At 68.0% G+C, this 23,003-nt stretch carries 17 protein-coding genes; 11 read left to right on the forward strand and 6 right to left on the reverse strand.

Features of this window, described 5'->3' with window-relative positions:
- Positions 1–174: 174 nt before the first annotated feature.
- The 6 genes from DWF00_RS28625 to DWF00_RS28650 form a co-directional block, all read right to left on the reverse strand.
- Positions 175–1,332, reverse strand: coding sequence for a glycosyltransferase family protein (locus DWF00_RS28625; RefSeq protein WP_114830889.1), 1,158 nt, complete (start codon positions 1,330–1,332; stop codon positions 175–177).
- Positions 1,329–2,585 (reverse strand): glycosyltransferase family 4 protein, encoded by a 1,257-nt coding sequence (locus DWF00_RS28630; protein WP_114830888.1) that lies wholly within the window; start codon positions 2,583–2,585, stop codon positions 1,329–1,331. Before DWF00_RS28630 ends, DWF00_RS28625 begins: the two co-directional genes overlap by 4 nt.
- On the reverse strand, positions 2,582–3,244 hold the full coding sequence (locus DWF00_RS28635; protein WP_114830887.1) for a class I SAM-dependent methyltransferase: 663 nt from the start codon (positions 3,242–3,244) through the stop codon (positions 2,582–2,584). Before DWF00_RS28635 ends, DWF00_RS28630 begins: the two co-directional genes overlap by 4 nt.
- A 75-nt stretch (positions 3,245–3,319) precedes the next feature.
- Complete coding sequence (locus tag DWF00_RS28640) at positions 3,320–5,179, reverse strand: adenylate/guanylate cyclase domain-containing protein (RefSeq protein ID WP_114830886.1); 1,860 nt, start codon at positions 5,177–5,179, stop codon at positions 3,320–3,322.
- Positions 5,180–5,207: 28 nt separating this feature from the next.
- Positions 5,208–5,660 (reverse strand): cyclic nucleotide-binding domain-containing protein, encoded by a 453-nt coding sequence (locus DWF00_RS28645; protein WP_114830885.1) that lies wholly within the window; start codon positions 5,658–5,660, stop codon positions 5,208–5,210.
- Entirely contained in the window at positions 5,657–8,389 is a 2,733-nt protein-coding gene (locus DWF00_RS28650) for an ABC transporter transmembrane domain-containing protein (protein ID WP_181832769.1), read from the reverse strand. Before DWF00_RS28650 ends, DWF00_RS28645 begins: the two co-directional genes overlap by 4 nt.
- 424 nt (positions 8,390–8,813) lie before the next feature.
- On the opposite strand from DWF00_RS28650, the gene DWF00_RS28655 reads away from it, so the two are divergent.
- The 11 genes from DWF00_RS28655 to DWF00_RS28705 all read left to right on the forward strand — a co-directional run bounded on the left by DWF00_RS28655 (position 8,814) and on the right by DWF00_RS28705 (position 22,927).
- Positions 8,814–10,697, forward strand: a complete 1,884-nt coding sequence (locus tag DWF00_RS28655) for an ABC transporter ATP-binding protein (RefSeq protein ID WP_114830883.1) — start codon at positions 8,814–8,816, stop codon at positions 10,695–10,697.
- The gene (locus DWF00_RS28660; RefSeq protein WP_114830882.1) at positions 10,694–12,655 is read left to right on the forward strand and encodes an ABC transporter substrate-binding protein; all 1,962 of its coding nucleotides are present in this window, start codon (positions 10,694–10,696) and stop codon (positions 12,653–12,655) included. The genes DWF00_RS28655 and DWF00_RS28660 overlap by 4 nt, the downstream gene beginning before the upstream one ends.
- Positions 12,656–12,660: 5 nt before the next feature.
- Positions 12,661–13,659, forward strand: a complete 999-nt coding sequence (locus tag DWF00_RS28665; protein WP_114830972.1) for an ABC transporter permease — start codon at positions 12,661–12,663, stop codon at positions 13,657–13,659.
- Complete coding sequence (locus tag DWF00_RS28670) at positions 13,656–14,831, forward strand: ABC transporter permease (protein ID WP_114830881.1); 1,176 nt, start codon at positions 13,656–13,658, stop codon at positions 14,829–14,831. The genes DWF00_RS28665 and DWF00_RS28670 overlap by 4 nt, the downstream gene beginning before the upstream one ends.
- 176 nt (positions 14,832–15,007) lie before the next feature.
- Positions 15,008–16,057 carry a glycosyltransferase family 4 protein gene (locus DWF00_RS28675; protein ID WP_147283746.1) on the forward strand — a complete coding sequence of 350 codons (1,050 nt, stop codon included), beginning with the start codon at positions 15,008–15,010 and terminating at the stop codon, positions 16,055–16,057.
- A complete protein-coding gene (locus DWF00_RS28680) occupies positions 16,054–16,818 on the forward strand; it encodes a polysaccharide deacetylase family protein (protein WP_114830879.1) in 765 nt (254 codons plus the stop codon). The genes DWF00_RS28675 and DWF00_RS28680 overlap by 4 nt, the downstream gene beginning before the upstream one ends.
- Positions 16,819–16,949: 131 nt before the next feature.
- Complete coding sequence (locus tag DWF00_RS28685) at positions 16,950–18,233, forward strand: glycosyltransferase family protein (RefSeq protein WP_114830878.1); 1,284 nt, start codon at positions 16,950–16,952, stop codon at positions 18,231–18,233.
- 411 nt (positions 18,234–18,644) lie between these two features.
- Entirely contained in the window at positions 18,645–19,880 is a 1,236-nt protein-coding gene (locus DWF00_RS28690; protein ID WP_114830877.1) for a metal-dependent hydrolase family protein, read from the forward strand.
- Positions 19,881–19,955: 75 nt separating this feature from the next.
- Positions 19,956–20,774: an ABC transporter permease gene (locus DWF00_RS28695; RefSeq protein ID WP_245974393.1), complete on the forward strand. Its 819-nt coding sequence runs from the start codon at positions 19,956–19,958 to the stop codon at positions 20,772–20,774.
- Between the two features lie 4 nt (positions 20,775–20,778).
- Positions 20,779–21,837, forward strand: coding sequence for an ABC transporter ATP-binding protein (locus tag DWF00_RS28700; RefSeq protein WP_114830876.1), 1,059 nt, complete (start codon positions 20,779–20,781; stop codon positions 21,835–21,837).
- A gap of 31 nt (positions 21,838–21,868) precedes the next feature.
- Complete coding sequence (locus DWF00_RS28705; RefSeq protein ID WP_114830875.1) at positions 21,869–22,927, forward strand: ABC transporter substrate-binding protein; 1,059 nt, start codon at positions 21,869–21,871, stop codon at positions 22,925–22,927.
- The last annotated feature ends 76 nt before the right edge of the window (positions 22,928–23,003 follow it).

Consider the following 23,003-nt stretch of genomic DNA (forward strand, 5'->3'; position numbering starts at 1 on the left):
GACAGGGCCGGGCGAACCACCGGTTGTCCCACTGCCGACCAAAAGGGGAGGCGTATCCAAACCTAATTAGAGCGAAAGTCGCGGAGCGGCAATTCGCAAACAGTGAAGCCGGCAATTCGCAATAGGCATGCCAGGTTCCCGAGGCATGCGCCGGAAGAGGGGACCGACCCGCTTTCAGGCGGTCTTTCGCCGCTGATCCGCCAGCAATCGCATGACGATTCCCGCGACCTTGCCCATGCCGTTGCGGTCGATCGTCGCGCTCGTCACCGAGCCCATGCGCAATTGCTCGTCGACGGCAGCGCCCAGCACCTCCGGCGTCAGCGGCTCCTCGCCCGACAGGCGCAAGCAGCGCGCAAGCCCGGCGCGCTCCATCGCCGCGGCGCGCACCGCCTGCTCGGTCTCGGCGCCGGCATCGAAGGGCACGACGATCGCGGGCCTGCCGGCGCGCACAAGGTCGAGCACCGTGTTGTAGCCGGCCTGGCTGATCGAAAGGGCGCAGCCCGCCAGCAGCGCCGGAAAATCCGGCCGCGCCCGCTCGACCACGACATGATCCGGCGCCAGCCCTTGCAGCCGCGCGAACTCGGCCGCGGCGATGCCCTGCCCCGCCAGGATGCGCCAGCGCCTGTCGCCTCTCGATGCGGCAGCGGCAATCGCCAGCTCGAACAGCGGCAGCGAAGCCGCCGAGCCGCCACCGGAGACGATGACCTCGCCATGATCGACGACCGGGACGTCTTCCTCCGGCGCGGTGAGGTAGCCGGTATAGCACAACACCTTTGCCAGTTCTGACGAGACCGGCCAGGAGGCGTCCAGCGGCAGGAAAGCCTCGTCGCCATGGACCAGCACCGCGTCGAAATGCTCGGCGATTCGCCGCTCGGCCTCGACGATGCGATCGGCGCGCGGCGTCACCAGCACGTCGCGGATCGAGGACAGCGCGATGCTCTCCCGATTGGCCGCCTTGGCCGCGGCGATCAGGCCGAGGAACTCGTCGGCGAGCTGCCGGCGCCCGAACGGGAAATGCTCGGTCACAACCACGTCCGGCCGGATGTCAGCGGCCAGCTCGGCCAGCATCGCCTTGCGCAGAGGCCGCCTGACATCGTCGATCGGCCTGCCGTCTTCGTCGAGCAGGGTGCGGAAATCGGTGCCCTCGGTCTTGATCGGCGGCAATTGCACGAAGGCGATGCGGGCATCCGGCGCAGCGCGCAGCTTGGTGCCGCCGCTGGCGAGCGTGACCTCGAAGCCGCCTTCGACGAGAGCACGGCCAAGATGCATCGCCCTGACCAGATGGCCACTGCCGAGCAGATGCGTCACCGCGATCAGCGCGCGCGGCCTCACGGCCTGCCCTCACCGATCGAGCGCAGCAGCGCCGCATGGATGCGGTCGAGCCCGGCATCGGCCGAGAAATCCTCGCGCAGCCGCTTATAGGCGGCTCCGCCCAGCGCCATCCGGCGGGCCGGATCGACGGCCAGCCCGGCAAGCCCCTGGGCAAGCGCGGCGACGTCTCCCGGCGCGACCAGAACGCCTTCGACGCCCTCGCGCACGAATTCGGGAATGCCGGCGAAATCGCTGGCGACGATCGGCAAAGCCTGGCTCGCCGCCTCCATCACCACGTTGGGCAGGCCGTCGCGGTCGCCGTCCCCCGCCTGCTTGGAGGGCAGCACGAAGAGGTCGGCCGCACGCAGGGCCGTGATGACATCCTGCTGCGCCTTCGGTCCGGCCCAGGTGATGCGCTCGGCAAGGCCGAGCTGATCGGCCTGCGCCTTCAGCACCTTCAGGAGATCGCCGCCGCCAATATGGGTCAGCGTCCAGTGCAACCCCGTGGGCAGCTTGGCCAGCGCCGCCAGCAGGTCGTCAAAACCCTTCTTCTCGACGGCGCGGCCAATCGTGACGAAGCGCACCGGATCGGCCGGGTCACCGCCGTCGCGCGGCAGACGGTCCTCGGGCGGAACCGGAAAACGGGCGAGATCGAGCCCGTGATAGACCAGCGCCACCTTGTCCGGCCTGTCGGACAGGCGCTCGAGCTCGCGGTGGCCATCGACCGTGCAGGTCACGCCCCAGGCGGCATCCGCGATCTTCTCGCGCTTCTCCCAGTCCGGCGTGGTCCAGATGTCCTTGGCATGGGCCGAGAAGGAGAAGCTCAAGCCGCGCATCAGCGCCGCATAGCGGATCACCGAGGCCGGCGTGTGCAGGTAGTGAACGTGCAGATGCGTCACGCTTGGCGGAAGCTCGCGCGCCATCACGCAGGCTTGTCCGAGCCGACGGACGCGATTGCGCGAGGGATCGCGGGTCAGGTCGCGCAGGAAGACGCCAGCGACACGGAAGAAGGAGCCGTTCAGCAGCGCCCGCCCGAAACCCTTGAGCACGCGCAAGGGCGCATCGTGCAGGTATTCCGGCAGGTAATGCACCGGAGACGTAATCTCCTTGTGCATCAGATGCCGGGCCGCGTCGGTCGGCTGGCGCAGCGACCAGATCGCGAAAGGCAGACCCCGCCGCTGCAGGCCGAGCAGCTCCTGCGCGATAAAAGTCTCCGACAGGCGCGGATAGCCCTTCATCGCGATCGCGACCCGCGGTTGCGGCTCCGCGCTCATCGCCGGCCGATCAGCATGAACCGGGTGTAGTTTTTGCTCGGCAGCGCCCCGGCATAGAGCAGCTCGGACAAATCAGCCTGCGCCTTGAAGGCATCGAGCGACGCAACGCAGCTGCGATGGTCGGGCTCACGGAAATAGTCGTTCGATTGCAGCAGCAGCGGCAGGCCCGATGGCAGAGCGGCGAGCCAGGCGGGCACATCGTCGAGATGCTCGCAGCTCGTGTTGACGACGAGGCCGGGCGCAACCGGCTGGCTGGCGAAGTCGAGCGCCATCATGTCGGTCGTGATCGTGCGGAAGCGCCCTTCCGCGACATGCCGGCGGTTCAGCCGCTCGGCCACGGGCGCGCAGCCGGCGTCGATGTCGAGGCTGACGATCTCGCTGAGGCTGAGCCGCTCGTCGTCGAGCAGCATCGCGCCGAGCACGCCATACCAGGCGCCGAGCACCCAGACCGGCCCCTCCGGCCGCGGCATGGTCTGCGCGAGAGCATCGACCAGCCAGCGCTTCGAGGCGATCTGCTTGTGGTTGAACGCGACCCAGAGATCATCGGGCATCCCGTCGCCGACCAGCTTGGCGAGATCGGCCACGACCTTGCTGCCGGTCAGGGCCGCGACGCCGCGCAGGATGTCGTAGAAGGCGTCCGGTGGCGGGGCGGTGGTCATGCCGTTTCGCGAGCTAGGGGTGCGAGGTCGAGTGAGTGCGCCGGGACCATAGGCAAGCGAACCCGCAAACGCCAGCTAGACGTCTTCAGCCTCGGGCTTCGCCTTCGCCGGCCGCGCGCGGCTGCGCTTGGCGGGCTGGGGTGCTTCGGTCGGCTCGGGTGCGGCAAAGGTCTTCGCGACGGTCTCGGCCGCGCTTGGCTCGGCGGCGGCATCCGCTGCGACGGCTTCCGGCTCGTCCTCGCCCAGCGGAATCTGCGGCGCCCGCGCGAAGCCATAGGCCGCCATCGGCTTGTCGCGCCCCTTGATCGTGACCTTGAGCGCGGTCGCGCTGCTGAAGCTGCGGCCGGTGGCGGCGATGGTCGCCTCCGAGACGACGATGTCGGCAAGCACGCGCCTTGTCGCCGCCTCCATCTGCGCCGCGATCATCACCGTCTCGCCGACCGTGATCTCGTGCCGGCCGAGATTGTCGCTCTGGACGGCGCCGACCACGGCCTGGCCGCTATGGATGCCGATGCCGATCCTGAGCGGCAGCGGCAGGGCCGCGCCGTATTCACGGTTGAGCGCCTCGACCGCGAGCACGATGTCGCCGGCCGCCGCGATCGCCGAGACGCCGGCCCGGGCCGGGCTGCCCTCGAGCCCGAACACGGCCATGAAGCCATCGCCGTAGAACGCGTCGATGCGCCCGTCATGGGCGGTAATCGCCTGGCCCATCTCGTCGAAGAAGCGGTTGAGCAGGCCGATCAGCTCATGCGGCAATTGCCGCTCGGACAGCGCCGAGAAGGCGCGCAGGTCGGCCACCATCACGGTGAGCCCGCGCCGGCCGATGCTGCTGTCGAGCGCGAGGCTGCCCTGCGCGGCGCCGCCGAGCTTGGAGGCGAGCAGGATCTGGACCTGAAGGTCGTGGCGGGGCCTGATCTGGCAGGCGAGGCGGACGCGGTCCGGCGCCGAAATGCGGCGCAGCAGCTTGGCCTCGTTCGGCCCCGGCGAGGGCAGGCTCTCGGCCCCGTCGAGCACCAGCACGCGGCAGGTGGCGCAGCGCGCCCGGCCGCCGCAGAGCGCCGCGTGGGGAATGCCGAAGCGCCGGAACATCTCCAGCACGGTCAGGCCCGGCGCGATCTTGCGCACGCCATGGCCGACGAAGCGCACGGTGATGGCGCGCGTCGTGCGCATCCGGAACTCGCGCCAGCCGACGAACAGCACGAAGCAGCCGACCAGGCCGAAGAAGGCCGATTTCGCCCAGAGCACGTTGCGCTCCAGCGTGTGGCTCTGCACCTCCGTCATCACCTCCGGCGGCAGCGCCATGCCCGCCGCCTCGCGCCCGCCGACGGCGAAGCCGATCAGGGCGAGCAGCGGGATCAGGATCGCCGCCAGCAGGAACGGGTCGCGCCAGCGCGCATAGCCGTCGCGCCCGCGCAGCGTGAAGTGCAGGCCGATGATGCCGTGGACCCAGACCAGCAGCAGCAGCAGCGACTGCCCGCCGGCATAATGCGGCCAGAGCCGGCGCAGGACGGTGTGGTAGCTCTCGTCGAGATGGAACAGGCTGCCCATCACGCGGGTGTTGACGATGTGGTCGACCAGCAGCAGCGGGATGGCGAGGCCGAGCGCGATCTGCAGCATCTCACGCATTGGCATGCGGAAGGTCCGGCGCTGCGCCACCCGCAGCAGCGCGAAGACCGGGTGCACGATCAGCGCGCCGTAGAGCGCGACCGTGCCCGGCCAGGAATGCCAGAGCGCATAGCGCCAGTTCTGCACAGCCTCCATCGCCTCGAGCCCGGCGATGCCGGCGGCGTGGTTGATGAAATGCGTCGTCGCGAAGACGAGCAGCACCAGGCCCGAGACCAGCCTGATGTCGCGGCTCCAGGAGGAGGCCTGCTCCATCCCGGCGCTGATGCCCGAATTGCCGCGCCTTGAACCGGCGCCCTGGGGCAGGCTCATTCACGCACCTGCATGGGCCTGGAACCTGTCAATGAACCTTCTCGCCGCCATGGAGCACCGAGTCGGCCAGCCTGTAGAGCCGCGAGGCGAGGTCGCGCGAGAGCGCGATGCTGAAGTCGGGAATCGTCTCCAGCAGCTCGAAGAACAGGTCCTTCGGCAGCCTCAGCACGACGAGGTCGGTCTTGGCGGTGAGCTCGCCGATATAGCGCTGGCCGCTGAGCAGCGGCACGTCGCCGAACAGGCTGCCGGGCCGGAACGTGAAGCGCCTGGCGTTGCCGTTGGCGCCCGGCTCCGCCAGCTCGGCCTCGCCCTCCAGCATGAAGTACACGCCTTCCGGCTGCTCGCCCTCGGCCAGGATGATGCTGCCAGCGTTGAAATGCAGGCGCTCGCCCATCAGCGCCACGAGCTTCAGCCGCGGCCCCGGCAGGCTGCGGAACAGCGGAACGCTCCTCAGGCAGGAGAGATCGCTTTCGAGCGTCATGGTCGCGCCTCCATCCGTTCGGCGACCGGGCGCGGCGGCGACACGATGTCCCGTTCCGCCTGCTCTTCCCCGTTGCCGTCCTCGATCACGCCGGAGGTGCCGTGGAATACGATCCTCGGCGTGATGTCCTTGGCAAGACTAGCATCTCCAAGAAGTAGGAACAGTGTCACTCCAGCGCAATGTTCGCGCAACCGGCGCACGATATCTGGGCCCTTGCTCGTCGTGGCCAGCAGGGCGGTGGGATCGAGCACCGCGATCTGCGGCGTCTTGATCAGCGCCTGGGCCAGCGGCACGGCGAATCTGAGCCGGGGCGGCAGGTAGCGCCCGCGGTTGCCGCAATCGGTGTCGAGCCCGAGCCGGTAGAGCTCCGCCTCCAGCCCCGAGCGCGCGAGCGCGGCCCGGATGATCTGCGCCACCTTCTTGCCGGCATCGGCGACGCCGAAGCCGATGCGGCCGAAGAGCAGGTTATCGCGCACGCTGGCGCCGTGCATGATCTTCTCGGGATCGTAGAACTCGATGTCTCCGGCGGCATCGCCCGGCAGATGCGCCTTGAAGCTGGCGCGCGCCCTGAGCAGGCGCCGCCGCAAGGGCTCGCCGACGAGGTTCAGCCTGTGCTTGGGCTCGATGTAGCCGAGCGCGAGCGCGACGAGGTCCCGCTCCGTCTCCGGATCGAGCGGCTGGCGCATGTCCTGCTTGGCCAGCGTCGCGGCGAGCTCGTTCAGCTTCTCCAGGTCGAAGCTCGCGCCGAAGGCGTAGCGCTCGAACAGCGCGTGGCCCTGCGGCAGGCCCTCGAAGATCTCGACCACGGTCGAGACGATCCTGGCGCCGACCTCGGCCAGCGGCTCGATCAGCGCCTCCGCCTGCAGGATGGCGCGGGCATAGGGTTCGGTCAGCAGGCTCTCGTTGGCGAAGCGCCCGCTCTTGCGCGTGCCGAAGATCAGGTTCTCGCTGATCGTGGCGTTGGCGTTGTAGCTGTCGGGGTCGAAGGCCTGGACGATGCCCGCGACCTTGCTCTTGGCGAGCTCGGCGGCGACGGCCTGGCGCGCCTCGATGATGCTGTCGCGGACATGCGGGTCGAGCGGGGCGTGGAGCTTGCCGTCGAGGCCGAGCTCGTAGACGTCCTCGGCGACGCCGAGCACCTCCAGCACCTTCCTGATATGGGCTTCGAGATCGTCGCCGTCGGCGAGGCCGGCGCCCGCGTAGTCGGTCCAGTCGGCAGTGAACGGCACCGGCGTGTTGCCCGAGCGCAGCGCCTCGATGAAGCGGTGGTGCTCCTCGGGCGTCAGCCTGCCCTCCGGCCTGGCGCTCGGCCGGTGCCGCTTCAGCGGCAGCAGGATGTTGTCGCGCAAGGTGCCGTTGATGATCTCGCCGTCATGGCCGGCATAGCCGATGAGGTGGCTGGCGCGCTCGACCGAGAGCCGCCCGAGGTTGAGCCGGTCGATCATCACCCGGCCGGAATAGGACATGACCTGCCGGCCGAGGATGTGGCCGAGCACGTCGCGGGCGCCGCCATCGGGCCCGATGATCGCGACCGTGCCGGGCCGCGGCACGCGCAGCGTCAACGGCGTCAGCAGCGGCTGGCCGCGATTGTCGAGCAGCTCGACGTTGTCGAAGCGGATCTCGCCGGTCTCCGGCAGCCGGACGACGCCCTCGTCCTCGTCCAGGACCAGCGTCTCGTCGCTGTTGAACTGGCTGATCACCTGCTCGTACTTGATGGTGACGTCGTTGCGCTGCTGGTCCCAGTCGATCAGCTCCTTGATCGGCGGCGGCAGGTCGCGATAGGCGGCGACGACCGCGACGAGCTGGCCGATGTCGAGCCGCCCCTGCAGCGCGAAATAGCCGCCGACCGCGTAGAAGAAGAACGGCGTGATCTGGGCGAGCAGGTTGTTCAGGAACTTGACCGCGAACTTGCGCTTGTAGAGCGAGTAGCGGATGTCGAAGAGCGTCCCGAGCCGCCCGGCGATGTCGGACTGGACATAGGCCGTCGCGCCATGGCCCTGGATGGTCGGCCCGGCATCGACCACCTCGCCGATGCGCCCGGCGAGCTGGCGCGAGACGATCTGCCGCTCGCGCCCGAGCCTGAGCTGCTCCTTGCGCAGGATCGGGATGATGATCGCCTGCGCGATGACGATGATGAGCGCGATCGAGCCGAGCCAGACGCTCTGCGCCATGATGAAGACCAAGGCCGTCATCGCCTGGCTGAGCAGGAAGATCGGCTGGATGAAGGCGTCGCCGACGAAGCTGCCGATCGGCTCGACCTCGTCCTTGATCATGCTGGCGACCTCGGCCGGCTTGACCGAGCGGATCTCCTCCGGCCGGAAGCGCATCAGCTGGCTGAACAAGTCGTAGCGCATGCGCCTGAGCATGCGCTCGCCCAAGATGCCCTTGCGCAGGTTGATGACGTATTTGAAGGCGCCGTTGATCAGCACCAGCAGCAGGAAATACAGGCTCAGGCCGAGCAGCAGCCCGAGCTGGTTAACCTGGAAGCCGTCGAACAGGTGGACGCGCGCGCCGCCGAGGAACCCCGGCAGGTGGAAGCTGAGGTCCAGCAGCGTCGCGGTCGTCTTGCCGTCCTTGAACGCGCCGCCCTGGATCGCGTCGTTGACGATGCGCTTGGGCACGTCGAACGAGATCCAGTTGAACGGGATCGAGGCGAAGATGATCAGCAGGACGACGATCTGCTCGCCGCGGCTCTTCTGCCAGACATAACGGAAGAGGTTCGGCTCCAAGGGGTGGTCCTGTCTGGCGGCGCGTGCCCCCGCGCCCATCGCTTAACCTGCTCTGCGCCATATGTGTGTCAGGACCGGCCCCAGCGCAATGTCGCACTGCGGCAAGCGTGACGCTTGCGTGACCCGCGCCTTGCGTGGTTCGATCACGCCCGGTGGAGGAGTATCGATGGATCAGGGTCTTGCGGGACGCTGGCGCGCGCCAGCCCAGGGGTCTCGGCGGCGAGCCGGCCGGCGGAGTGCCGGCCGTCGGGACCGGCGCTCCCGCGTTGCGCCGATGTCATGGGGAACGGGCAAGCTCCGCCCGATTGAGAGCCACTAACAGCAGCTGCAAAAAGACGAGGATTGGCAAGGCCTGGCTTTCCACGTCTAGTAACAACATCCCGCCAGGCGGGAGCCAAACAGGGTTTTCGGACGTTAGCGGCTCATGGACATCTTGCGGATCAGCGATTTGCGGATCGGCTTCACCGTGCACGGGTTCGCTCGCGACGTTGTGAAGGGCGTGAGCCTGCGCGTGCCGGCGGGCAAGACCGTCGCGCTCGTCGGCGAGTCCGGCTCGGGCAAGTCGGTGATCTCGCAGGCGATCATGGGCCTGCTGCCGCGCGCCGGCGGCATCACCGGCGGCGAGATCCGCTTCCGCGACCCGCTTGCGCCGGAGAACGTGATCGATATCGCCGCACTGGAGTCCGAGGGCCGCGCGATCCGCGACCTGCGCGGCGGCCGCATCGGCATGATCTTCCAGGAGCCGATGTCCTCGCTCTCGCCGGTCCACACGATTGGCAACCAGATCGAGGAGGCGCTGCAGCTGCACCGGCCGACGCCGAAGGCGCAGGCGCGCGCGCTGATCGAGGCCATGCTGAAGCGCGTCGGCTTCAAGGACCCGCCGCGCGCCTACGGCACCTACTCCTTCGAACTCTCCGGCGGCCTGCGCCAGCGCGCCATGCTCGCCATGGCGCTGATCTGCCAACCGGCGCTGCTGATCGCCGACGAGCCGACCACCGCGCTCGACGTCACCATCCAGGCCCAGGTGCTCGACCTGATGCGCGATCTCCAGGCCGAGATGGGCATGGCGATCCTGCTCATCACCCATGACCTCGGCGTCGTCGCCAACATGGCCGACGAGGTCGTGGTGATCTACCATGGCGAGATCATGGAGAGCGGCCCGGTCGAGGACATCTTCCGCCGCCCGCGCCACCCCTATCTCAAGGCCCTGCTCAAGGCCTCGCCGCATTTCGACATGCGGGAGGGCGAGCGGCTGGTGGCGCTGCGCGAGGCCCGCCCGCGCCCGAAGGCGGCGATGCGCATCGCTCCGCCGCCCACTGCCAAGGTGGAGGCCACCCCGCTGCTCAGCGTGCGCGACCTGCGCAAGACCTACACGACCGGCTCGCGCAGCTTCTTGGGCAAGGGCACGCTCTCGACCATCACCGCCGTCGACGGCGTCAGCTTCGACATCGCGCGCGGCGAATGCCTCGGGCTCGTCGGCGAGTCCGGCTGCGGCAAGACCACGGTCAGCAAGATCATCATGCGCGCCGTCACGCCGAACGCCGGCTCGGTCACCTTCGACGACGGGCACGAGCGCCGCGACATCCTCGCGCTCAAGGGCGAGGAGCTCCGCCGTTTCCGCCAGAAGGTCCAGATGATCTTCCAGGACCCGGTCTCGTCGCTCTCGCCGCGCATGACCGTGATGAACATCCTGCGCGAGCCGCTGGTCATCCACGGCCGCGGCGACGGCGACGAGCAGTTCGCCCGCGTGCGCAGCCTGATGGAGGATGTCGGGCTCGACCCGCGCTTCCTCAGCCGCTACCCGCATTCCTTCTCCGGCGGCCAGCGCCAGCGCATCGGCATCGCCCGCGCGCTTGCGCTCGACCCCGGCCTGATCATCTGCGACGAGCCGGTCTCGGCGCTCGACGTCTCCGTGCAGGCGCAGATCCTCAACCTGCTCAAGGACCTGCAGTCCGAGCGCGGCCTGACCTTCCTGTTCATCTCGCACAACCTCGCGGTGGTGAACTACATGGCCGAGCGGATCGCGGTCATGGCCAATGGCCGCATCGTCGAGATCGCGCCGCGCCACCTGCTCTTCACCGCCCCGGCCCATCCCTACACCAAGGCGCTGCTGCGCTCGGTGCCCTTCGCCGACCTCGACCGCAAGCTCGACTTCAAGCTGGCGGCGCCCGGCGGCGCTTCCGACATGGCCCATTGGGGCCCGGCCTTCCGGCCGGAGCCGAACGGCGCGGGACTGGCGCCGCTCTCCCTCGGCGACGGCCATTACGTGCTGGCGCGGCCGAGCGCCGACATCCGGGAGGTGGCATGACGATCTCGCGTCCCTCGCGCCGTTCGGCGCTGAAGCTCGGCGCCGCCGCCCTGACCGCCGCCGGGCTGCCCAAGCTGGCGCTGGCCCAGGACGCCGCCGCCAAGCCGGCAAGCTATATCGACAGCCCGTTCTGGGCCGCGAAGGTCGCGTCCGGCCAGATGCCCTCGGTCGAGCAGCGCCTGCCCGCTCTGCCGCGGATCGTCCAGGTCGTCGCGCCGGAGCACGAGCCGGGCCGCCATGGCGGCACGATACGCACGCTGATGGGCGACCAGCGCGACATCCGCATGATGACGATCTACGGCTACACGCGCCTGCTCGTCTATGACGACAAGCTCGATCTCGCCCCCGATCTGCTCGAATCCGTCGCTGTCAAGGAAGGCCGCATCTTCACGCTCAAGCTGCGCGCCGGCCATCGCTGGTCCGACGGCAGCCGCTTCACCACCGAGGATTTCCGCTACTGGTGGGAGGATGTCGCCAACAACAAGCGCCTTTCGCCCGGCGGCCCGCCGCAGCAGCTGCTCGCGGCCGGCGAGAAGCCGACCGTCGAGATCCTGAGCGAGACCGAGATCCGCTACAGCTGGAGCACGCCCAACCCGGTCTTCCTGCCCTCGCTGGCCGATCCGCAGCCGACCTATATCTACATGCCCTCGGCCTATCTGCGGCAGTTCCACGAACGCTACGCCGACAAGGAGGCGCTGCACGCCCGGGTCAAGTCCGTCAGGGTCAAGGACTGGGGCTCGCTGCACGAGCGCTTCTCGCGCATGTACCGGCCGGAGAACCCGGAGCTGCCGACGCTCGACCCCTGGCGCAATCTGACGCCACTGCCGGCCGAGCAATTCACCTTCCAGCGCAACGCCTATTTCCACCGCGTCGACCAGAACGGCCGGCAGCTGCCCTATGTCGACCAGGTCACGATGACGCTCGGCACCGCCGCCTTGGTTCCGGCCAAGACCGCCGCCGGCGACAGCGACCTGCAGGCGCGCTACCTCCAGTTCGACAACTACACCTTCCTGAAGGACGCCTCGAAGCGGATGAACTTCGAGGTCAAGCTCTGGAAGCGGGCCGAGGGCGCCTGGTTCGCGCTGATGCCGAACCTGAACGCAATCGACCCGGTCTGGCGCGACCTCAACCGCAATGTCGGCTATCGCCGCGCGCTCTCGGTCGCGATCAACCGCAAGGACATCAACAAGGTCATCTTCTTCGGCCTGGCCAAGGAGGGTAACAACACCGCCCTGCCGGAAAGCCCGCTCTACGATGCCGAGAATGCGACCATGTGGACGCAGGCCGACCCCGCGCTGGCCAACCGCCTGCTCGACGAGATCGGCCTCGACAAGCGCGACACGGACGGCGTGCGCCTGCTGCCGAACGGCCAGCGGCTGGAGTTCACCATCGAGACCGCCGGCGAGAGCACCGAGGAGACCGACATCCTCGACCTGATCAAGCAGGACTTCTACCATGTCGGCATCAAGATCTACCCGCGCTCGACCCAGCGCGACGTCTTCCGCCGCAGGATCACCGCCGGGCAGACGATCATGTCCGCCTCCAACGGCCTGGACAACGCGCTGGTCTCGGCCGAGATGGAGCCCGACGCGCTGGCGCCGACCTCCCCGGCCCAGTTCAACTGGCCGCGCTGGGGGCAGTATTTCGAGAGCGGCGGCCACGAGGGCGAAGAGCCCGATGATCCCCAGGTCAAGGAGCTGGTCAGGCTCTACAAGGCCTGGCGGGTGAGCGCGACCCATGAGGAGCGCAGGGCGATCTGGCAGAAGATGCTGCGCATCAACGCCGAGCAGCTCTTCACCATCGGCGTGATCAACAGCACGCTCCAGCCCGTCGTCGTCTCGCGCCGCCTGCGCAACGTGCCGGATGTCGGGTTCTTCAGCTTCGAGCCCGGCGCCTTCTTCGGCCGCTACATGCCCGATACGTTCTGGTTCGACGACGAGCGGCAGGTCAAGAGCTGACGATGCTGCTGAAATACATCTTCAAACGCATCCTGCTGATGATCCCGACGCTGTTCGTCACCAGCGTCCTGATCTTCACCGTGATCAACCTGCCGGAGGGCGATTATTTCGAGACGCTCGCGGCCGAGATGCAGGCCCAGGGCGAGAAGGCGGACATGAGCCGCATCGAGTTCCTGAAGCAGGAATACGGCTTCGACAAGCCGCCGCCGGAGCGCTACCTGCACTGGGTCGCCGGCCTGCTCCAGGGCGACATGGGCTATTCCTTCGAGTACCAGCGCCCGGTCCGCGACATCGTCGGCGACCGGCTGCTGCTGACGATGGTGGTCTCCTTCGTCACCATCATCTTCACCTGGATCGTCGCCTTCCCGATCGGGATCTACTCCGCCACGCACCAGTACAGTTGGGGCGATTACGGCCTGACCTTCCTCGGGCTGATCGGCCTGGCGGTGCCGCACTTCCTGCTGGCGCTGGTCTTCATGTATTTCGCCAACGTCTGGTTCGGCACCTCGATCGGCGGGTTGGTCGATCCGCAATACCTCAACCAGCCGATGAGCTGGGCCAAGTTCATATCGGTGCTTGAGCACCTCTGGATACCCGTCATCATCATCGGCGCCGGCGGCACGGCGGGCATGATCCGCTCGGTGCGCGCCAACCTGCTCGACGAGTTGCAGAAGCAGTATTTCGTCACCGCCCGCGCCAAGGGGCTGCCGCCCGGCAAGGCGCTGCGCAAGTACCCGCTGCGCATGTCGCTGAACTTCTTCGTCTCGGATATCGGCGACATCCTGCCCTCGATCGTCTCCGGCGCCGAGATCGTGGCGATCGTGCTCTCGCTCCAGACCACCGGGCCGCTGCTGATCCGCGCCCTGCAGAGCCAGGACATGTACCTCGCCGGCTCCTTCCTGATGTTCCTCTCGACCCTCACCGTGATCGGCGTGCTGATCTCCGACATCGCGCTGGCGATCCTCGATCCGCGCATCCGCCTGCAGGGAGGCGAGACCAAGTGAAGCCCGCTCTCCCCGCAGAAGGCGCGCCCCTGCCGCACACCGTCTCGACCGCGCCGTTCGAGCCCTACGCGGTCGAGCAGATGACGGCGAAGCAGGAGCAGGTCTTCCTCGCCTCGCAATGGCAGCTGATGTGGTGGAAGTTCCGCCGCCACAAGCTCGCGGTCATCTCCGGCATCGTCATCCTGCTGATGTACGGCGCGGTCGCGTTCTGCGAGTTCCTGGCGCCCTACCACTACACCACGCGCAACACCGACTTCATCCGCGCCCCGCGCCAGGAGCTGCACTTCTTCCACGAGGGCAGGCTGGTCGGGCCCTTCGTCTACCCCTATGCCCAGCGCCTCAACATGGAGAACCTGAAGCGGGAATACGATGTCGACCGCACCAGGCCGCAGCCGATCCGCTTCTTCTGCCGCGGCGACGACTACACCTTCTGGGGGCTGGTCCCGGGCAACCTGCATCTGTTCTGCCCGCCCGAGGGCGGCACGCTCTTCCTGCTCGGCTCCGACCGGCTCGGCCGCGACGTGCTCTCGCGCATCCTCTATGGCGGACGCATCTCGCTCAGCATCGGCCTGCTCGGCGTCGGCGTCAGCTTCGTGCTCGGCGTCATCATCGGCGGCATCGCCGGCTATTATGGCGGTAGGGTCGACCTCATCGTCCAGCGCCTGATCGAGATCGTGCAGTCGCTGCCGCATATCCCGCTCTGGCTGGCCCTGGCCTCGATCATGCCGCCCTCCTGGAGCCCGCTGCTGGTCTATTTCGGCATTACCATCATCCTCGGCCTGATGGACTGGACCGGGCTCGCCCGTGCCGTGCGCTCCAAGCTGCTCTCGCTGCGCGAGGAGGACTACGTCGTCGCGGCGCAGCTGATGGGGGCGAAGCCCGCCCGCATCATCGGCCTGCACCTCATCCCCGGCTTCATGAGCCACCTCATCGCTGCCGCCACCATCACCATCCCCAAGACGGTGCTGGGCGAGACGGCGCTGAGCTTCCTCGGCCTCGGCCTGCGCCCGCCGATCACCAGCTGGGGCGTGATGCTGAACGAGTCGCTCAACGTCAACGTGGTGGCGCTTTACCCCTGGTTGCTCTATCCGGTCATCCCGGTGATCCTGATCATCCTGGCCTTCAACTTCCTCGGCGACGGCTTGCGCGACGCGGCCGACCCCTACCGCTGAATGTCCGCCGCGTCGTGCCAGAGCCGGATGATTTCAAAGAGTTAGAGCATGATGTCGCCCGAAAGCCGGTTCCCACTTTTCGGCATCATGCTCTAGCGGACTGACACTCGGTGCGGATCGCATTCCACACGCCCCTCAACCTGTTCGAAGATGCGCGGATCTCAGGCGACCGCCGCATGGCGCATCAGCTCGTCGAGGCCATGGCAGGGCTTGGCCATCGCGTCGAGCCCATCCTCAACGCCCGCACCTATATGCGCCAGCCCGATCCGGAGGCGCTGATCTGGCATCTCTGCGAGGCGCAGGCGCGCCGCGACGCCCTGCTCGCGGAATGGCGGCGCGACGGCACGGCTCCCGAGCTCTGGTTCACCTATCACAGCTACTACAAGGCGCCCGACCTGCTCGGCCCGCAGCTCTCGCAGCAGCTCGGCATCCCCTACATCATCGCCGAGGGCAGCGATTCCGAGCGCCGCGCCGCGGGCGAATGGGCCGAGCATGTCGCGCTCGCGCGCCGGAGCTTCGGCCTGGCCGACCTGCACGTCTACTTCACCGCCCGCGACCGCCAAAGCGTCGAGCCCTGGCGCGGTCCGCACGCCCCGCTCCTCTGGCTGCCGCCCTTCATCCGCAGCGTACCGCCCGCCGCGGCCCGCACCAGCGGGACGGGCTCGCCCCGGCTGCTGACGATCGCGATGATGCGGCCCGGCAAGCTCGGCAGCTATCGCGCGCTTGCGGCCGCGCTCACCCCGCTGCTCGACGAGCCCTGGTCGCTGACCATCATCGGCGACGGCCAGATGCGCGCCGAGGTCGAGGCCGCCTTCGCCGGCATCCCGGCCGACCGCCTGCGCTGGCTCGGCGCCATCGGCCACGAGGCGGTGAAGGCCGAGCTCGCCACCCATGACGTCTTCTTCTGGCCCGGCGTCCGCGAGGCCTACGGGCTGGTCTACCTCGAAGCCCAGGCCACCGGCCTCGCCGTGCTCGCCTTCGACAGCGGCGGCGTCTCGGCCACGGTGAAGGCCGGCGAGACGGCGCTGCTGGTGCCCGACGGCGACATGCCCGCACTGACCGCCGCCCTCGCGCGCCTGCTCAAGGAGCCGGGCCTGCGCCAGCGCATGGGCGAAGCCGCCCGCGGCTTCGTCGCCACCGAGCGCACCCTGGAGCGCGCGACCGGAACCATCGCCACGGCGCTGGAACTCGCCGTCTCCAGCCACGCCGCCCGGATGGCCTCATGAGCGACGCGATCTGGCAGCCCCTCCACGCGGAACTCGACGCCTGGGCCGGCGCAGGCCGCCGCGTCCGGCTCTGGCTGCGCGATGACGACGCCGTCGCGCCCAGCCCCCAGCTCGACGCACTCGCAAAGCTGAGCGAGCGCCACGACCTGCCCGTGCTGCTGGCGGTGATCCCGTTCCTGGCCGAGCCGGCCCTTGTGGAGCGGTTGCGCAGCGCTCCGTTGCTACTGCCGAGCCAGCACGGCGCCTGGCATCGCAATCACGCGCCGCAGGGCGAGAAGAAATCCGAGTTCGGCCGGCACCGCCCGATGGAGGCCGTCCTCGCCGACATTGACGCGGCTAAGCAGCGGCTGGGCGACCTCTTCGGCCCCGCCCTGCTTCCCGTCTTCGTGCCGCCCTGGAACCGCATCGACCCCACTATTGCGGCTAAGCTGCCGGCGCTCGGCTTTGCCGGCCTGTCCTGCTTCCGCAATTTCGCGCTCGGCCCCGATGGCGGCCCCACCCTCGGCAATACCGACATCGACATCATGGACTGGCACGGCGGCCGCATCGGGCGGCCGGTGGCTGTGCTGGTGGAGGAGATCCGCGCCCAGCTGGAGCAGCGGCGGCTGTCACGATCGCGCGACGAGGCCGTGCTCGGCCTGCTGCTGCACCACCGCGACCACGACGAGAGCGCCTGGGCCTTTCTCGAAGGATTGCTTGGGCTTTCAGTCCGTCATCCCGCGGTCGCGTTCGGCGATCCCCGGGTGTTATTTAAGGCTTGATGCCGTTAGATCAGGCCAAGCCGGGGTTGGAGCACGCTGCTTGAGGCGCTATGCTCCTTCTCCTGTACAGTCCAGGTGCGTTCGTCCTCGCTCAGAGGTCGTTTGGCCTTTCCGTGGAGGGCGGCGCGTCCATGTCGTTCAATGTCGTCGACCTCAGCGGCGCCGAGCGCACGCCGCGTGGCCCGCATGCGCCGCGCGTGCTGATCTATAGCCACGACACCTTCGGCCTCGGCCATATCCGCCGCTGCCGCGCGATCGCCAATTCGCTGGTTGCGAACTACTCTCATATATCAGTGATCATCGTCTCCGGCTCGTCGGTGATCTCGAGCTTCCAGTTCGGCGACGGCGTCGACTACGTCCGCATCCCCGGCATCGAGAAGCAGAGCGACGGGCGCTACGTCCCGCACCACCTCAACATCGACCTCGGCGACACGATCCGGCTGCGCACCGACCTGATCAAGCAGGTCGTGCTCTCCTTCGACCCCGACGTCGTGATCGTCGACAAGGAGCCGATCGGCCTGCGCGGCGAGCTCGAGCCCTCGCTCGAGATCCTGCGCCGCCGCGGCGCCCGCATCGTGCTCGGCCTGCGCGACGTGCTCGACGAGCCCGCCAAGCTGCACGAGGAATGGCGCCAGAGCGGCGCCATCGATGCGCTCGCCCTCTATGACGACATCTTCGTCTACGGGCTCGAAAGCATCTACCAGCCGCTTGCCGGCCTGCCGAACCAGCATCTCTTCGCCGACAAGGTGCAGTATACCGGCTACCTGAAGCGCGCCGTGCCCAGCCCGATGCCGCCCAACCGCTACCCGCGCATCACCAAGGGCCCGTTCATCCTGGTCACGCCCGGCGGCGGCGGCGACGGCATCGGCCTGATCGACTGGGTGATCTCGGCCTACGAGGCCGATCCGACCATCGAATTGCCGGCCCTGATCGTCTTCGGCCCGTTCATGTCGCGCGAGAAGCGCAAGGACTTCGCCGAGCGCATCGCCCGCGTGCCCAAGCTCGAGAGCCTCGGCTTCGAGCCCCGGCTCGAACTGCTGATGAACCGGGCCCACTGCGTCGTCGCCATGGGCGGCTACAACACCTTCTGCGAGGTGCTCTCCTTCGACAAGCCGGCGCTGATCGTGCCGCGCGTCAGGCCGCGCCTGGAGCAGGCCATCCGCGCCGAGCGGGCCGACCATCTCAAGCTCGTCGACATCCTGCACGACCCCGTCGAGACCGGCGCCAGCACGGTGCGCGATCCCATGCTGATGGCGGCCGCGCTCCGCGCCCTGCCCAAGCGCCTGCCGCCCTCGCAGGCCTTCGTCCAGGGCCTGCTCGACGGCCTGCCGGCGATCAGCCGGGCGCTGGCCAGCGACCTCTCCACGCCGATCCGCGGCCGGGCCCTGGCCCAGAACGCGACCATCACCGGCTAGATCGCCACTGTGCGTCCTATCGGACGCACAGTGGCGATCTAGGCTTTTGTTATTGCATCGGATCTTTCCGAAAACCGGATTCCACTTTTCGGTCCGATGCTCTAGCTGCCCAATATACTCTCAATCCCGCCTTCCGGGATGCCAGGCAGCCATATCGCCAGCTGCGGCGCAGTGCGTGGCAATGGCGAGATTTCAAGACCGCCGCCCGCGATCCGAGCCGCAGAAACCCCGATTCGACGCCCCTTGCGAGCACATGGCCGCCCTTTCGCGTGCGCGCTAAAAAGGCAGCAAAGCCAGCCTATAAAAAGTGCTCAAAAGAAGGGCTGACAAGCAAGTGAAAACCTCGCAATATATCAGTCATGGGAGATGGACGGCGCTGCCCTGCCGTCGCCTCGTGGGAGATTATTTCCGATGGCTCAGCTGCTCTTCAAGAATTTCGCGATGCTCGAACCGGACCACGGGGAGTTGCGCCGCGGCTACGAGATTCTGGTCGAGGGCGAGACCATTCGCGAAGTCTCCGACAAGCCGATCAAGGCCGACGCCGCCGACGTGATCGATTGCGGCGGCCGCACGCTGATGCCCGGCCTGATCGACAGCCATGTCCACGTCATGCTCTCCGAGGTCTATATCCGCGCGCTCGAAAGCGTGCCGCTGACGCTGGCCACCGCCCGCGCCGCCCGCCTGATGAAGGGCATGATCGACCGCGGCTTCACCTCGGTGCGCGACACCGGCGGCGCCGACTGGGGCATCAAGGAAGCGGTCGAGAAGGCAGACATCGCCGGCCCGCGCCTGTTCATCGCCGGCGCCGCGATCGGCCCGACCGGCGGCCATAGCGACCCGCGCCGCCGCACCGATTTCGGCGCGCGCTGCCATTGCTGCAACGCCATGGCCTATACGATGAACGTCTCCGACGGCGTCTCCGCCGTGCGCAAGTCGGTGCGCGAGCAGATGCGCCTGGGCGCCGACCACATCAAGATCATGATGTCGGGCGGCGTCGCCTCGCCCTACGACCCGCTCGACTCGCTTCAGTTCAGCCTCGACGAGGTCCGCACCGCCGTCGAGGAGGCCACCGCCTTCGGCCGCTACGTCTGCGCCCACGCCTACACGCCCGAGGCGATCACGCGGGCCGCGCAATGCGGCGTCCGCGCCATCGAGCACGGCAACCTGATCGACGAGGCTTCGGCCAAGCTGATGGCCGAGAACAAGATGTTCCTCACCGCCAACCTCGTCGCCTACTACGCGATGAAGGAGCGCGCCGCCGAGTTCGGCATGAACGCCGACATGCTGGCCAAGAACGACCTCGTCATCGATGGCGGCCTGCGCTCGCTGGAGATCTGCAAGCGCGCCGGCGTGCCAGTCGCCTATGGCAGCGACCTGCTCGGCCAGCTCCAGGTCGAGCAGTCGCGCGAGTTCATCCTGCGCAGCGAGGTCCTGTCCCCGATCGAGATCATCCGCTCGGCCACCACGACGGGCGCGCAATTGCTGCGCATGGAGGGCAAGCTTGGCACATTGCGTGCAGGCGCGTTCGCCGACATCATCCTGATCGACGGCGACCCGCTCAAGGATCTGGGCCTGTTCCAGAACCAGGGCGCAGCCTTAGCCGTGATCATGAAGGGTGGCGCCTTCCACAAGAACACGCTGCACTGAGAAGCCTGACGAGACCATGATGCAGAGCGGCAAGACCAGTCCAGCAGCGCCCCGGCTCCTCACCGGAGCCGGCGCTTGAGCGCCGCCGCCCGCCCGAGCCTGGGTCGCCTGGCGCTGAACGGCGCCGCCGGCCTGTCGCTGCTCTTCATCCTGCTGCCGCTGATCTTCGTCACCTGGCTCGCCTTCTTCCGGCAGGAGATTCCCTCCTTCCCGCCGGAGGGCTATTCGCTGAAATGGTTCGCCGCCGTTCCCGGCCAGAAGGCCTTCGTCGACGGCTTCGTGCTCAGCCTCGAGGTCGGCGTGCTGGCGACGCTGATCGGCCTCGTGCTCGGCGTGCCGGCGAGCCTCGCGCTCGTCCGCCATCGCATCGTGCTCGGCCCGGCCGTCAACACGCTGCTGCTGTTGCCGCTGGTGATGCCCGGCATCGTGCTCGGCACCTCGCTCTACGTCTTCCAGATCGAGACCGAAATCGCCACCGGCTGGCCGATGCTGGGTTCGCTCGGCGGGCTCGTCGCAGCGCATACGCTGGTCGTCGTGCCCTGGGTGGTCCGGCTGGTCACCGCCAGCCTCGCCGGCTTCGACCGGACCATCGAGGAAGCAGCGCAAAATCTCGGCGCCGGTCCCTGGACCACCTTCTGGCGCGTCACCCTGCCGAGCATCCGCTCCGGCATCGTCGCGGCCGGGCTGTTCGGCTTCGTCACCTCGTTCGGCAATCTCGAGATGAGCCTGTTCCTGGTCGGACCAGGCCGCACGACCTTGCCGATCGCCATCCTGCAATATCTCGAATGGAAGATCGATCCGACGGTCGCTGCCGCCTCCGTGATCCAGATCGTCCTGATCGGCGCCGCGATGATCATCACCGACCGTTACGTCAAGCTGAGCCGGGTGGTCTGAACCCATGGCCAGGCTTTCGATCGACACCCTCAAGAAGGTCTATGGCGACTTCAACGCCGTCGACAACGTCACCATCGACATCGCCGATGGCGAGTTCCTCGTCCTGCTCGGCCCCTCCGGCTGCGGCAAGACCACGACCCTGCGCATGGTCGCCGGCTTCATAGCCCCAAGTGCGGGCAAGATCGCGATCGGCGAGCGCGACGTCACCAACCTGCCGCCCTGGAAGCGCAATTGCGGCCTGGTCTTCCAGAGCTACGCGCTGTTCCCGCACATGACGGTGGCCGAGAACGTCGCCTTCGGCCTGGAGATGCGCAAGCTGTCGCCCGCCGACCGCGCCCCGCGCGTCGCCGAGGCGCTCAGGCTCGTGCGTCTCACCGGCTTCGACGAGCGCTATCCGCGCCAGCTCTCCGGCGGCCAGCAGCAGCGCGTTGCGCTCGCGCGCGCGCTCGCCATGCAGCCCGACGTGCTGCTGCTCGACGAGCCGCTCTCGAACCTCGACGCCAAGCTGCGCCAGGAGGTCCGGGTCGAGATTCGCGACCTCCAGCGCAAGCTCGGCCTGACCACGATCATGGTCACCCATGACCAGGAAGAGGCGCTCACCATGGCCGACCGGCTGGTGGTGATGGAGAAGGGCAAGGTCCGGCAGATCGGCAGCCAGCGCGAGCTCTACGAGAAGCCGGCCGATCGCTTCGTCGCCGGCTTCATCGGCCGCAGCGCCTTCCTCGACGGCGAGATCGCCGCGCCCGGCCGCTTCCGCACCGCCGGCGGGCTGGAGATCACCTCCACTGCGGCCAAGGGCACCGGCCCCGCGACGCTGGCGCTCCGGCCCGAGCGCATCGCGGTCGCGGGCGACGCCGCCGCCAGCGCCAACCGCTTCGAGGCCCGCGTCGAGCACGTCTCCTATCTGGGCGCGCTGCTTGATGTCGACGTCAAGCTCTCCGGGCACGACCGCATGCTCCTGCAGATCCCTAACCGGCAGGGCGGCGTCGAGCCGAAGCCGGGTGAGACCATCACCATAGGCTGGGCCGAAGACGCCGGGCTCGTCTATCCGCGCGAGCCGTGAGGCTCCGGGCGTCCAACAGGGGAGTTTAGTCATGACGAAGATTCACAGGCGCGATGTGCTCAAGGGCATGGGCGCGGCGGCCGGCGCAGCAGTGCTTGCGCCCTCGCTCGGCGGCGCGGCCCTCGCCCAGTCCGGCGGCAAAGTCGTGGTCGGCACCTGGGGCGGCGACTATGCCGCGCTGCTGACCAAGAACATCGAGAACCCGCTGCTGAAGCCGAAGGGCATCGAGGTGGTGCAGGATCAGGCCGGCGACGCGCCGCGCCGGACCAAGATGGTGGCCGAGAAGCGCCTGCCGCGCGGCACGGTCGACATCCAGGGCCTCTCGGCCGCGAATATGTTCGAGATGAACGAGGCCGGCGTCACCGAGACACTCGACTACTCGAAGATCCCGAACGCCAAGAACATCCTGCCGACGATGCGGTACCCATACGGCATCGGGCACATCTATTCGGGCAACGTCGTCATCTACAATCCCAAGCTGATCAGCCCGGTGCCGACCGGCTTCAAGGATTGGCTCGACCCGAAATGGGGCAACAAGATCGGCTTCATCGACATCCAGTATCAGTCGGTCTTCATCGCCGCCTCGATGGCCGCCACCGGCGGCGCCAGCATGAACGACATCGAGAAAGCCAAGGAGGTCTTGCTCGCGGTCAAGAAGGCCGGCGCTCGCATCTACCCGACCAACGAGGCCTTCGCCCAGGCGATGAAGAACGAGGAGATCGGCATCAGCGCGATCTGGAAGGCCCGCGTCGTCCAGTGGCAGAATGCCGGCATCCCCTGCGAGGCCGTGTCGCCGGTCGAAGGCATTCCGACCTATGTCTCGGGCTTCGTCATCGCCAAGAACGCGCCGAACAAGGACAACGCCTACGCCTACATGAACGCCATGTTGGAGAAGGCGCCGCAGGAGGCCTTCGCGGTCGACATGGGCTATAACGGCACCGTCACCGGCCTCGCCGTCGCGCCCGACCTGCAGAAGCGCATCGGCTTCACGGCGGACGAGGAGAAGCGCCTCAAGGACCTCGACTACGCTTTCCTCGCCAAGAACGACTCGGCGATGAAGGAGTGGTGGGACAAGGTCTTCAAGGCGTGATGCTGCGGGCCGGCACACTCGACCCTGGGACAGCGCGTCCTCCCGTCAAGCCCGAGGACGACCATGACGGGGTGAG

The organism is Allobosea caraganae (genome assembly GCF_003351345.1).
GTDB lineage: Bacteria > Pseudomonadota > Alphaproteobacteria > Rhizobiales > Beijerinckiaceae > Allobosea > Allobosea caraganae.